Raw genomic sequence first — 12,680 nt, forward strand, 5'->3', positions numbered from 1 at the left:
GATCGACCTTCAGAGGGTGAGCTCGCCGACACGTTCGTCGAGCTCAGCCCGAAACGTCTCGACCGTGGCCATCTTGATGTCCTCGTAGCCGCGCACCAGCTCCGGCAACCTGGCGATGGCAACTGCCTGCTCGTATCGAGCGGCGCCGGCGTCACGCTCGAGTGCTTCGACAGCGGCATCGAGGGCGGCGAGGTACTCGTGTACCAGCGCCCGCTCGGTCCGGCGGATCTCGGTGTGGCCGAAGGGATCGAACCAGTGGCCTCGCAAGCGCTTGCCGCCCGCCAGCAGCGCGAACATCGGTCGCCACGCCAGCGAGAACCGGACCTTGCCCGTGCGCCCAAGCGCCCGCAGCACCGGCGGATGCAAGTTCCACGACACGGTGCCGCCAACCGAAGCCGCCAAGGCGCGCGCAGCCTCGTTCGCAGCCGGGTCTCCCATGAGGCGGGCAACCTCGTACTCGTCCTTGTATGCCATGAGCTTGAACAGCCCGGCCGCTGCCGAATCGGTCAATCTGGCCGAGCCGTCCCCCGCAGTCCGATCCGCACGCGCCACACCTTGGACGGCCTCCAGGAAGTCGGCCGCCAAGCGTTCGGACTGGTAGGCGCAGAGTTCTGACACATAGGTACCGAGGCTGGATCGCAGCTCCGCTGAATCGTGCGCCGCTTCCACGCCACCGAGGTCGTCCACCATCTCGTCGATGCGAGCCGCCAAGGGGCGCGGCAACGAGAATTCGCGGGCGCCGATGTCGCTGGAGCCTCGATCCGCAACGGGCGCCGAGGCTGCCGCTGCGATTGCGGCTGCTTTGGTGCCGTTCGGGTCAGCAACCATCGCCCGGCCCCAGCGGAAGGCCGCGATGTTCTGGGCCACCGCAACGCCGTTCAACTCAATCGCCGCCTCCACACTCGAAGGTGCTATGGGCAGTGCGCCAGATTGCATGGCCATTCCCACGACAAACACGTTCGCCGTGACCGCCGAGCCGCACAATGCGGTCACCAGCTCGCCGACGTCCGCCCAGTGCCGCTGCCCGTCAACAGTGACGGCCGCCACCCGCTCGAGCAGCTCGGCGGTCGCGGGCATCTCGATGCTCGGATCGGCGACCATCGCGCCGGTCGGCGTCACCGACGTGGAGCCGACGACCATGGTTCGTTGGGAGTCGGCCACATCGAGTCCCGCGCCAGACGCGGCGACAAGCAAGTCGAAAGCCAGGATCACGTCGGCCTGGCCGCTGCCAAGGCGGGCCGTAGCCGGTCCCCCGAGGCGCCGCAGCCGCAGATCGCCCACAACGGGGCCGGCCTTCTGCGACAGACCGATCTGATCGAGCCCCCGAACCTCGAAGCCGTCGAACATCGCCGCAGTGCCGAGCACCTGGTTGACCGTCACGACGCCGGTGCCGCCGATCCCGCACATGCGCACCGACACCTCATCGGGACCGGTGAACCGAACAGGTTCGGGCAGTTCGGCTGGCGGCTCGGGCCTGACGCCAATTCCTTCTCCGGTCCGGGGCGCACGCCGCAGCGGCGCAAGCATTTGCCGCACTGCGGTGCGAAACGGTCCACGCTGGCTCACGGTCATGAACGACGGGCAATCACCGTCGAGGCACGAATAGTCGAGGTTGCAGGACATCTGGTCGATGTGGGTCTTGCGGCCGAAGAACGTGTCGATCGGTTGCACCGACAGGCAGTTGCTCTTGCGCCCGCAGTCGCCGCAGCCTTCGCAGATCCGCTCGTTGATCAGCACCCGCTGGGTCGGCGTCGGCTGCGTTCCCCGCTTTCGGGCCCGGCGTGCCTCTGCCGCGCACTGCTGATCGTGAATCAGCACGGTGACGCCCTCGATGTCCGCGAGCAGTTCCTGAGCTTCGGTGAGGCGGTCGCGATGCCAGACCTCCACACCCGCAGGCAACGAGCGGCTGTGGTAGGCGGCGGGGTCGTGAGTGGTGATCAGCACCTTGGCCACCCCGTCTGCCAGCAGACCCGCCGCCACCTCGGGCACCTCCAATTGGCCGGCAGGATCCTGCCCGCCGGTCATGGCGACGGCCCGGTTCCACAGGAGCTTGTAGGTGATGTTCGTGCCGGACGCCACCGCGCCGGCGATCGCCAGCTGACCACTGTGGAAGTACGTCCCGTCGCCCAGATTCTGGAAGATGTGGGCCGTCTCCACGAAGGGCGACATGCCAATCCACTGGGTGCCCTCCTGACCCATGCACGTCACGCTCACGATGTCGCCGACGCGTTCGGGATTCATGAACAGCGCCATCGTGTGGCAACCAATGCCTGCGCCCACCAGCGCGCCGTCGGGCACCTCGGTGGATCGATTGTGCGGGCAGCCCGAGCAGAAGTACGGCGAACGGCTCTGTTCGGGCGGCGGTGCCAGCGGCAACTCGATGCGCACACGCTCGGGACGGGCCCCCACGAGCCGGTCGCCGATGCGAGCCCCGAGGCGACTGCGCAGCGGCTTGATGAGGTCATCGGCGGTCAGCGCACCATACGAGCTCAGCAGCATCCGGTCGTTCTCGTCGGTCTTGCCGACGATGCGGGGATGGTGCGACTGGTTGTAGAGGGCGTCTTTCAGCAGCGACTCGATGTTGGGGCTCTTCTCCTCGATCACGAAGATCTCAGTGACCCCGCGGGCGAAGTGCCGGGCTCGCTCAGCGCTGAACGGGATCGGCATGCCCATCCGCACGAGCCGGATGCCGGCGTCTCGCACCGACTCGTCGCTGTCAAGGCCCAGCCGCCGCAGGGCCTCGCGCACCTCGCGGTATGTGATGCCCGAGGCCACGACGGCAATCCAGGCGTCGGGAGGGTCGACCGTGGCGTCGTTCAGGTGGTTGCCTGCCGCGTACGCGATGGCCAGCTCGTAGCGGATTTCGACGATCTCACGCTCGATGTCGACCGTGTGCGGCGTCAGCAGGTAGCCGTCGGGCCTGTGGCGGTAGGGCTCGCCGTCGACGAGCGGGATGACCGGGTCGAACCGGTCTGGATCCAGCAGGACCGTTGCGGCGCCGTCTGCCACGTCGGCCACGATCTTCAGGCCCGTCCACAGGCCCGTCGTGCGGGACATCGCGATGGCGTGGCGGCCCAGATCGAGCGCCTCGGCGGGCGTGCCCGGATACAGCACCGGGATGTGCAGGTCGGCCATGGTCCCAGCGGAACTCGAGGGGATCGTGGAACTCTTGGCGGCCGGGTCGTCGCCGGCGATGGCGACCGCGCCACCGCGAGGATCGGTGCCGGCGAACACCGCGTGTCGAAGGGCATCAGTTGCGCGGTCGACGCCGGGCGCCTTCCCGTACCACAGGCCGACCACGCCGTCATAGACGGCGTCGGGCCGGGTGGTGGCCAGTTGACTGCCCATGATGGCGGTCGCTGCCTGGTCCTCATTGACAGCAGGCGAATGCACGACTGGCAAGTCGGTTGTGGCACGGGCGGCCTCGACGGCGGCGTCATAGCCGCCGAGTGGCGAGCCGGGGTAGCCCGATATGAAGGCCGCCGTTCGCAGTCCAGCCCGCCGATCGGCCCGCAGCTGCTCGATCGGCAGGCGCGCCAACGCTTGCAGCCCAGTCATGAACGTGGTGCCGCTGTCGTCCGTGTAGCGCCCCGACAGCCGGTATGTCTCAGCGAGGCTCATCTGCTTGCTCCGGTGTGCATGCGCAGGTTCTCGGGCAATACATCAGGGTGTTCTGCCTGCGCTACGTCCATTGTGGTCGCTCGCTGTGACATTGAGGGGCCGCCTAACTGCACGCGTCTGCGGGTGCCGGGCAGCAGTTCGCACCGCGCCCGAGTCAATCTCCGCGCCTTGCGGTCTGTGTCAATCCCCGCTCCTTGCGGCCCGGTGCAGCCTTCGAATCTCGTCGGCACTGAGCGATCGGTGCTCGCCAGGGCGCAGTGCTGGATCGGCAAGCGTGCCGATGCGTGTGCGCACCAACCGCAGCACCGGATGGCCCACCGCCTCGCACATGCGGCGGATCTGGCGGTTGCGGCCCTCCCCAATCGTGATGCACAGCATTGACGGCTGCGGCATGGACACCAACGCTGGCGCAGTCTTCCCATCTTCCAACTCGATGCCATCGCGCAGCCGGGCCAGCGATCCTCGGGACGGCACCCCCTCCACATGCGCCAAGTACTCCTTGTCGACACCCCACGACGGGTGCGTCAGCCGGTGAGTCAGCTCGCCGTCGTTGGTCACGATGATGAGCCCTTCGCTGTCGGCGTCCAGCCGACCGACTGGGAAGACGCGCACTGCCGCAGGCACCAGGTCGGTCACGCAGCGTCGTCCCCGGTCATCCGATGCGGCGCTGAGCACCCCGCGCGGCTTGTTCACCAAGTAGTGGACAAGCTCCGGGTCCCATGTGACGACCGCTCCATCGACTTCGATGCGATCTGCCGGTCCCGCACTATCGCCGATCCGGGCTGTTGCGCCGTTGACCGTGACGCGTCCCGCAATGATCAGCTCCTCGCACGCGCGCCGGCTGGCTACGCCAGCACGCGCCATGACTTTGTGCAGTCGCTCGATACCGCTTTCTGGCCCGCCAGCGGGTGCCACGTCGCCTAGCCGGTGCGGCTGGCTGCAAGGCGGTCCATGGCCTCCACCGCGTCGGGGTCCACGCTCAGCTCCGCCAGCGACGGCAGGTCCTCGAGGCCGTCGAGGCCCAGTCGTTCCAGAAACAGCGCTGTCGTCCCCAGCAGGGAAGCGTTGCCCGGTCCCGGATCGCGCGAGACCTCAATGATGTAGCCCTGATCTGCGAGCGTGCGCACCACACCGTCGCCATTCACGCCCCGGATGGCACTGATCTGGGCACGCGAGATTGGCTGCTTGTACGCCACCAGTGCCAGGGTCTCCATCGCCGCGGCGGAGAGCTTCCCGGATCGGCGACCGCCGACAAACCGTTCGACATACTCCGATACGGCCGGGGCTGACTGAAGCTGGTAGCCGCCTGCAATCCGCACGAGCGTGAAACCGCGCTCGGCCGTCGCGTACTCGCGAGCGAGTTCCTCGCAGACCACGTGGACCGACGCGATGGGCGCCGCTGTCACCGACGCCAGCACCTCGGCCGGCACAGGCTCGGTTGCAACCATCAGCACAGCCTCGATCGCTGCGTACAGCTCGTTGTCGTCGAGCGCTCGTAGCTCGTCGAGCGTCATCTCGCCGGCGAGGATTTCAGCAGCGATGCCGTCCAGACCGGCACCGGATTCCGCCACGCCATTCTCGGCGTGCCCGTTCTGGCCCGGAATCGACGGGTGCAGTGGGGGCTGTGGCAGCGATTCTGCCGGTGAGATCGGCGGCGTCGGCGGTTCAGCGACCGTGCGACCCTCATCGCTGACGAGGCGCAGGCCGTTGGTCGAGCTGTGCGGCGGACGCTTGCTGCTCACGCAGCGTCCTCCCCGTAGCCGACAGCCGATACCGGCAGCGATGCGTCGTCGCCCCCGGTCCACTCCACGCCGATATCGCCGAAGTGCTCGGCTTGGGCCAATTCCACGAGCCCCGATCCGAACAGCTCGAGCACGGCCAAGAAGTACACGACGACGACGATGCGCTCGGTGAGATGCTCGGTGAGCTCGCGGAAAGATGCCGCACCGTCCACCATCAGCCGTTCGGCAATCTGGTTCAGCGCCTCGTCCACCGTGATCCCCGCAGCACGCAGGTGACCGATGTCGACACGCGGCACGGGCCTTGGGGCCAGCACGCGCTCGAGCGCTGCGGTCAAGTCGTCACGGGACGCGCCTTCGAGCAAGTCAGGCGCAAAGGCAACGAACCGCTCCTCGGGACCGGCGTTTCTGGGCCATTGCAACGATGCGGCCAGCCACCGCTCTCGCAGTAGCCGGGCCGCGACGCCGAACGTTCGGCCCTCGACCAGTCGTGCAAATGCCGCGTCCCGCAACCCGTATGCCGCCAGCTCTTCTTCCAGATCCAGCTCGACAGGCGGGGCGGGCAGCAGGCGGCGGGACTTCAGCTCGATCAGCGTTGCAGCCAGCAGCGTGAACTCACTCGCAACATCGAGGTCGATCCTGGCCTCGCCATTGCTGTGAACGTCGGTTTCGCCGTCGGTGCCAAGCGTGAGGTCCGCAGCCACCATCACGGCGACGAAGTCGTCAACGAGGCGCGTCAACGACACCTCCCAGATGTCGACCTCCTGGGCGACGACCAGCTTCACCAGCACATCCAGCGGGCCCGCGAAGGCCTCGGTGCGAACCTCGTGGGTCACGCGGCCCGAAGGTACCGCGGCCTATGGGCATGGCTCGGGATATTTGGTGAGTTTCGAAAATGGCCGCGCCGAGTGGCCTGCAGCCCAATGCGGCTTTCGCTGCGGCCCGCGCACACCGGCCCGGTACCGTCAGGCGCCATGACACGAGTGCTCTCGGGAATCCAGCCCACCGGCGACGTTCACCTCGGCAACTATCTCGGGGCGCTGCGTCAGTGGGCGATCGATCAGCACGATGCCGACGCCTTTTATTGCGCCGTCGACCTGCATGCCGTCACCATCCAGCAGGATCCGCAACAGTTGCGCTCCGCGACGCTGGGCACGATGGCCACGCTCATCTCGGTCGGCCTGGACCCTGAGGTCTGCACGCTTTTCGTCCAGAGCCATGTTCCCCAGCACACGGAGCTTTCGTGGCTGCTCGAGTGCACGGTGTCGCTCGGCGAGCTGCGGCGGATGACCCAGTTCAAGGACAAATCGGCTCGCTCAGAGGGGGGCGGGCAGAGCAGCGACCATGTCTCTGCCGGCCTGTTCACGTACCCGGCGCTGATGGCCGCCGACATCTTGATTTACGACGCCGACCGGGTGCCCGTCGGCGACGACCAGCGCCAGCACCTCGAGCTGACCCGCGATGTGGCGCAACGATTCAACAGCCGCTACGGCGACACGTTTGTGATTCCCGATGCTGCTATTCCCGCGGTGGGCGCCCGCGTCATGGATCTGCAGAGTCCCACCGCGAAGATGTCCAAGTCAGCCGAGAGCCCGCAGGGGTCGATCGGCATCTTCGACGATCCTGCCGACATCTCTCGCAAGTTCGCCCGCGCAGTGACCGACTCCGAGTCCGAGGTGCGTTACGACTCCGACGCCAAGCCAGGCGTCTCGAACCTGCTGTCGATCCTGGGTGCCGCCACCGATCGCAGCCCAGCCGATTCCGCGGCGGGCTACAGCCAGTACGGGGCGCTCAAGTCCGACACCGCCGATGCGGTCATCGCGATGCTCGAGCCGATCGCCGCCAAGAAGGCCGAGCTCGATGCGGACCCCGCCGAGCTCACTCGCATCATCGCGGCCGGTGCCGACAAGGCTGAAGCGGTGGCAGCAGGCACCCTGGCTCGCGCCAAGACGGCCATGGGCTTCCTGCCCAAGTAGCGACACCCAGCGCTAATAGCGGGCGCGGGGGTGCGCTTGGCGGTACACCTCGGTCAGTCGTTCTTGAGAGACCGCGGTGTACCGCTGAGTGCTCGAGATTGAGGCGTGGCCCAGCAACTCCTGCACGCTGCGGATGTCTGCGCCGCCGTCGAGCATGTGGGTGGCGCACGAGTGGCGCAGCACGTGAGTGGTCAACTGGTCAGGGCCCAGACCGACGCGTTCACCATGGCGGCGCACGATCAGCCACACCCCCTGGCGGGTGATCCGCCGACCCCGGGCGTTGAGGAAGAGTGCCGCGGCATCGTCGCGGGACTTCCATGGCTCGGGCTCCAACGCTCCCCTGCCGGCCCCGCTCAACCAGTCCCCGACCGCATCGGCGGCATGACGCCCCACCGGCACGATTCGCTCCTTGCGTCCTTTGCCCCAGACCCGCATGAGCCGCTCGTTGAGATCGACATCGCCCAAGGACAGCGCCACTAGCTCGCTGGCCCGCAGGCCCATGCCGTAGAGCACTTCGAGCATTGCCCGGTCGCGCCGGGTCAGCGGGCTGTCCCCGACCGGTGAGGCCAGCAGCTGTTCGATCTGGTCGCGCCGCAGCGCACGGGGCAAACCGGCGGGCGTGCGGGGCACGTCCAGCGCCCCAGCTGGATCGGTCGACGCCAGATCCTCGGCCATCAGGAACCGGTAGAGGCCACGCAGGCTGACCGCGGCCCGGGCCACCGTCGAGGGGGCCCGCCCGAGGTCGTCTCGCAGGTGCGCCAGGTAGGCGGCGATATCGGAGGTGCTGGCGTCGAGCAGTCCTCCGCCTCTGGATTCCAGCCATGCTGCGAAGGCGTCAAGGTCTGCCCGGTACGACGCCACGGTGCGCGGCGCTCGACCCCGCTCGTTCGACAGCCAGCCCAAGTAGTCCTCGGCCTCGACTGCCAGCGCAGCGGACACCGTCAGCCCAGCGGCTCTGAGCCCAGCGGTCCGGTTCCAGAAGATGCTGGCAGCAGCTGTGGGTTGCGTCCCTCGGCTCGGGCGAGCGCAGCACCCACCAATCCGCAGAACAGCGGTGCGGGCCGGTTGGGGCGGCTCTTGAACTCCGGGTGCGCTTGGGTGCCCACCCAGTACGCGTGGCCGTCCAGCTCGATGAACTCCGCCAGCCGGCCGTCGGGCGACATCCCGCTGCACTGCAGGCCGCCATCTTCCATCCGCTGGCGGTAGGCGCTGTTCACCTCGTAGCGATGCCGGTGACGCTCGTTGACCAGCGTGTCGCCATACATCGCTGCGACACGACTGCCAGGAGCCAGCCTGGCCACATATGCGCCGAGCCTCATCGTGCCGCCCTTGTCCTGGACGTTGCGCTGCGCATGCATGAGGTCGATCACCGGGTGCAGCGTGTTGAGGTCGAACTCGGTCGAGTTGGCGCCCAGCAAACCCAATTCGTTGCGACAGAACTCGATCACCATGACCTGCAGCCCCAAGCACAGACCCAGGCATGGGATGTCGTGCTCGCGGGAGTACGCCGCTGCGGCGATCTTGCCCTCGATGCCTCGCGAGCCGAACCCTCCCGGGATCACCATGCCGTCGAGATGCCGCAATCGCCCCGCAGCGAGCAGACCCTCGATCTCCTCGGAGTGGATCCACTCGATTTCAACTTCGACACCGTGGTAGGAGGCCGCGTGGCGGAGCGACTCCACGACCGACAGGTAAGCGTCTGGCAGGGTCACGTACTTGCCGATGATGCCGACGCGCACCGTCGCCTGCGGTGCCTTGATGCGGGCCAGCATCGCTTCCCACTCGGCGAGGTCGGGCTCGACATCTTCGAAGCCCAGAATCCCGCACAGGAAGCTGTCGAGACCTTCGGCCCGCAGCACCATCGGTATCTCATAGAGGACTAACGAATCGGGGGCGTTCACCACGCCGGCGAGCTCGACGTCGCTGAGGTTGGAGATCTTGTTGCGCAGGCCGTCTTCGATGGGACCCTGGCTGCGCAGCACGATGGCGTCGGGCTGCACGCCGCGGCTGCGCAACTCGGTCACGGAGTGCTGTGTGGGCTTGGTCTTCTGCTCGCCTGAGGGGCCGATGAACGGCACCAGCGTGACATGCACGTAGCAGATGTTCTGCCGACCGACCTCGAGGCGCATCTGCCGGATGGCCTCAAGGAAGGGCAGGATCTCGATATCGCCGACCGTGCCGCCCACCTCGGTGATGACCACGTCAACGTCGCTGGTCGCCAGCTTTCGAATGCGTTCCTTGATCTCGTCGGTGATGTGCGGGATGACCTGCACCGTCCGCCCGAGATACTCGCCCCTTCGTTCGTCAGCCAGCACCTTCTGGTAGATCGAGCCCGTCGTCGCGTTCGAATCACGGGTCAGCGACACGTCGATGAACCGCTCGTAGTGACCGAGATCGAGGTCGGTCTCGCCGCCGTCGTCGGTGACGAACACCTCGCCGTGCTCGTACGGGTTGAGAGTGCCGGGGTCGACGTTGATGTACGGGTCCAGCTTCTGCATGGTGACCCGCAGTCCGCGGGCGACGAGCAAGCGCCCCAGTGAGGCCGCGGTGAGTCCCTTACCGAGGGAGCTGGCGACTCCACCGGTGACGAAAATGTGCTTGGCCACGCGGCTCCCTTAGTGGGCTCCCTCGAATTTCATCTCAAGCTACCGTCGCTTTGGCCGGGGGTGGCTGATCCCCGCAAGAGCTCAGCGACCTGGGGGGAACTCGCTGAGAACTTCACTCGGGAGCATCCACCTGCTGGACGGGAAACGATGAACGACGTCACGAACGAAGAACGCAACGAAGAGCCGGCAGATCTGTTGGTACGCAACGCCATGTTGGTGGCGACGTGTGACGATCAGCGCCAAGAGATCGATGGCGGGTGGGTTGCCATCGCGGACGGTCTCATCAGCGCTGTCGGAGGAGCCAGCGAGGCGCCTCCGCGGGCGCAGCGGCACATCGACGCGAGCGGCTGCCTGGTGACGCCGGGGCTCATCAACACCCACCACCACATGTACCAAAACCTCACTCGGTCCTACGCACCGGCGCTTCGGGGCGGGCTGTTCGACTGGTTGACCACGCTGTACCCGTTGTGGGCACGGCTCGACGAGCAGGGCGCGTACCTGTCCGCCTGGGTAGGCCTTGCCGAGCTGGCGCTGGGCGGCTGCACCACGAGCACCGATCACCTGTACGTGCACCCCCGAGGTGCCGGCGACCTGATCACTGCCGAGATCGCCGCAGCTGCCGAGTTGGGCATGCGCTTTCATCCCACACGGGGCTCGATGTCGCTCGGACGCTCGGCGGGTGGACTGCCGCCCGACGAGGTATGCCAATCGCCCGACGAGATCTTGACGGAATCGGAGCGGCTTGTCGCCGTGCACCATGACCGCGCACCGAACGCGATGGTGCGCATCGCGCTGGCGCCCTGCTCGCCGTTCTCGGTCTCGACCGATCTGATGACCGCCACCGCTGCGTTGGCCTCCCAGCTTGACGTGCGTCTGCACACGCATCTCGCTGAAGACCCCGGTGAGGACGGGTTCTGCATCGAGATGTTCGGGATGCGGCCGGTGGAGTACTTCGAGCACTGCGGCTGGGGCTCGGATCGCTCGTGGATCGCACATGGGGTGCAGCCCAACCCCGCCGAGATCGCACGGCTCGGCTCCTGGGGCACCGGAGTGGCGCACTGCCCGAGCTCGAACATGTTGCTCGGTGTCGGACTGGCCCCGGTACGCGAGCTACGGGCCGCCGGTGTGCCCGTGGGCCTCGGCGTGGACGGCTCGGCCAGTACCGATTCGGCATCAATGTGGACCGAGGCGCGCAATGCCCTGCTGGTAGCACGGCTGCGCGACGGCCAGCGACACTTGAGCGCTGAGCAGGGCCTAGACAGCGGCCGGACGGGCGACGGCGCGACCGGCGGCAGCGCCGATGACGCCGGAAGAGCCGATTTGGTGTATTTCTCCGCCCGCAATGTCCTAGACCTTGCAACTCGTGGCAGTGCGGGTTGTCTCGGCCGGGTGGGCGAGATCGGCGAGCTGTCGCCCGGTGCATGCGGCGACCTCGTTGTCTGGCAGCTCGACGGTCCCGCGTTCGCTGGTGCACTGTCAGATCCGATCGAGGCGTGGCTGCGCTGCGGCCCGCTGTCCGCCCGGGACACGGTCGTGGCCGGTCGCCCCGTCGTCGCCGACGGTCAGATCGTCCACCCCAGCCTCGACGCCCGCCTAGCGGAACATCGCCAGTGCGCTGCTGCCATGCAGCGGGCATAAGACTCGCCTGTCAGTCGCGGCGGTACGGCGAGCCGAGCCGGTCCAGCCACCGCAGCGGCGGCACTGCGTCGATTATCCGGCTGAACGACCAGCGCTCGCTCGCGAGGTTCAGCACCGCCAGCACCACCAGCACGACCCACTCGAGGGCCGCGGAGTACATGGCGATCGTGGCCATGCCCAGCACCGCACCGAGGGGATTGACGCCAGTGTCACCCTGCATGTGTTTTTCGGCCAGCTCGCTGCGCAGCAGCCCGGCCGCCGCTCCGACCGCTCCGGCAGCCCACACCCCCCAGTCCGCCGCATCGGGTCCCTGGGTGAAGCACCCGCGGCCGCAGGATGCCGTGATCGCCGCCGGCACGAGACCCACCAGCCACCACGCCAGAGCAGCCTTGGTGGCGCGTCCCGGCACCCGGTCCAACAGGTTCACCAGGTTGGCCGCGAGGGCCACAATCAGGGCTCCACGCAGCAGCGTCACGATGCTCCACGGCGGTGACGCTGCTGTGGAGAACCAGTCGCTCGGATCGGCCCAGGTCGCCAGCTGGACTGCTCCAAATGCCACCGCCAAGCCGCCAAGCGCCTTCTGCGCCCCGGTGGTGAGCCGCCGGTGCTGCCAGCTGAGGCGCAAGTGTCCGGCGAACCCGCCGAGTGAGTCCTGGTGCTCAATGGCTCCGCGAGTGTCGTCGCGGTAGCCGAGCCAGCCCAGACCTGCCAGCAGCATCAGCGCCGCGATGCCCCCGGCGATTGCTGCGGGTTCCGGCGAACGGTCCAGCACGAAGTGGCGGTCCCCCACGACGACCGCCCAGACACCGTGTCCGCCAGGCTCGATGATGACGAGCGCAGCCGTCACGGCAATCGTCACAATGATGCTCGCTGCGACCGTCAGCAGTCCCCCCACGGCCACGACGGGCTGTCCGCGGTAGTTGGGGCGTACCCAGCGGCCACGCGCCATGCGGTTGCCCAGCCAGCGCCACAGCAGCGCCGCAATCGCCAACGAGCCGAAGAACGCAGCGACGAGCAGCAATGCAGTTCGCAGCCGATTGTCGAAATCGGAATTGACGAGTGCGAGCGTCATTGCCGTCAGTGGACCTCGCAGGCGCTAC

The 12,680-nt window shown here is 67.5% G+C and carries 9 protein-coding genes; 2 read left to right on the forward strand and 7 right to left on the reverse strand.

The window, feature by feature from the left end; translation table 11 throughout:
• Positions 1-9: 9 nt before the first annotated feature.
• The 4 genes from ACOQPH_RS08625 to ACOQPH_RS08640 all read right to left on the reverse strand — a co-directional run bounded on the left by ACOQPH_RS08625 (position 10) and on the right by ACOQPH_RS08640 (position 6,196).
• Positions 10-3,621: an indolepyruvate ferredoxin oxidoreductase family protein gene (locus ACOQPH_RS08625; RefSeq protein WP_420624219.1), complete on the reverse strand. Its 3,612-nt coding sequence runs from the start codon at positions 3,619-3,621 to the stop codon at positions 10-12.
• A gap of 180 nt (positions 3,622-3,801) precedes the next feature.
• Positions 3,802-4,536, reverse strand: a complete 735-nt coding sequence (locus ACOQPH_RS08630; RefSeq protein ID WP_420624220.1) for a pseudouridine synthase — start codon at positions 4,534-4,536, stop codon at positions 3,802-3,804.
• 5 nt (positions 4,537-4,541) lie between these two features.
• Positions 4,542-5,363, reverse strand: coding sequence for an SMC-Scp complex subunit ScpB (scpB, locus tag ACOQPH_RS08635; RefSeq protein WP_420624221.1), 822 nt, complete (start codon positions 5,361-5,363; stop codon positions 4,542-4,544).
• Positions 5,360-6,196 (reverse strand): segregation and condensation protein A, encoded by an 837-nt coding sequence (locus tag ACOQPH_RS08640; protein WP_420624222.1) that lies wholly within the window; start codon positions 6,194-6,196, stop codon positions 5,360-5,362. Before ACOQPH_RS08640 ends, scpB begins: the two co-directional genes overlap by 4 nt.
• A 138-nt stretch (positions 6,197-6,334) precedes the next feature.
• On the opposite strand from ACOQPH_RS08640, the gene trpS reads away from it, so the two are divergent.
• On the forward strand, positions 6,335-7,336 hold the full coding sequence (trpS, locus tag ACOQPH_RS08645; protein ID WP_420624223.1) for a tryptophan--tRNA ligase: 1,002 nt from the start codon (positions 6,335-6,337) through the stop codon (positions 7,334-7,336).
• Between the two features lie 12 nt (positions 7,337-7,348).
• On the opposite strand, the gene ACOQPH_RS08650 is transcribed toward trpS, so the two are convergent.
• Positions 7,349-8,275, reverse strand: a complete 927-nt coding sequence (locus tag ACOQPH_RS08650; RefSeq protein WP_420624224.1) for a site-specific tyrosine recombinase — start codon at positions 8,273-8,275, stop codon at positions 7,349-7,351.
• Positions 8,276-8,277: 2 nt separating this feature from the next.
• Complete coding sequence (locus ACOQPH_RS08655) at positions 8,278-9,942, reverse strand: CTP synthase (protein ID WP_420624225.1); 1,665 nt, start codon at positions 9,940-9,942, stop codon at positions 8,278-8,280.
• Between the two features lie 147 nt (positions 9,943-10,089).
• Between ACOQPH_RS08655 and ACOQPH_RS08660 the strand changes: the two genes are divergently transcribed.
• The gene (locus ACOQPH_RS08660) at positions 10,090-11,580 is read left to right on the forward strand and encodes an amidohydrolase family protein (protein WP_420624226.1); all 1,491 of its coding nucleotides are present in this window, start codon (positions 10,090-10,092) and stop codon (positions 11,578-11,580) included.
• Between the two features lie 10 nt (positions 11,581-11,590).
• Here ACOQPH_RS08660 and ACOQPH_RS08665 read toward each other — a convergent pair whose 3' ends face one another.
• Positions 11,591-12,652: a hypothetical protein gene (locus ACOQPH_RS08665; protein WP_420624227.1), complete on the reverse strand. Its 1,062-nt coding sequence runs from the start codon at positions 12,650-12,652 to the stop codon at positions 11,591-11,593.
• Positions 12,653-12,680 lie beyond the last annotated feature (28 nt).

This window comes from Candidatus Poriferisodalis sp. (genome assembly GCF_965221945.1).
Classification (GTDB): Bacteria; Actinomycetota; Acidimicrobiia; order Acidimicrobiales; family Poriferisodalaceae; genus Poriferisodalis.

Bases quoted from the DNA above. Each gene is read 5' to 3' on its own strand.
- ACOQPH_RS08625 (WP_420624219.1), bottom strand. From the start codon at position 3,621: ATGAGCCTCGCTGAGACATACCGGCTGTCGGGGCGCTACACGGACGAC.
- trpS (WP_420624223.1), top strand. From the start codon at position 6,335: ATGACACGAGTGCTCTCGGGAATCCAGCCCACCGGCGACGTTCACCTC.
- ACOQPH_RS08660 (WP_420624226.1), top strand. From the start codon at position 10,090: ATGAACGACGTCACGAACGAAGAACGCAACGAAGAGCCGGCAGATCTG.
- ACOQPH_RS08665 (WP_420624227.1), bottom strand. From the start codon at position 12,652: ATGACGCTCGCACTCGTCAATTCCGATTTCGACAATCGGCTGCGAACT.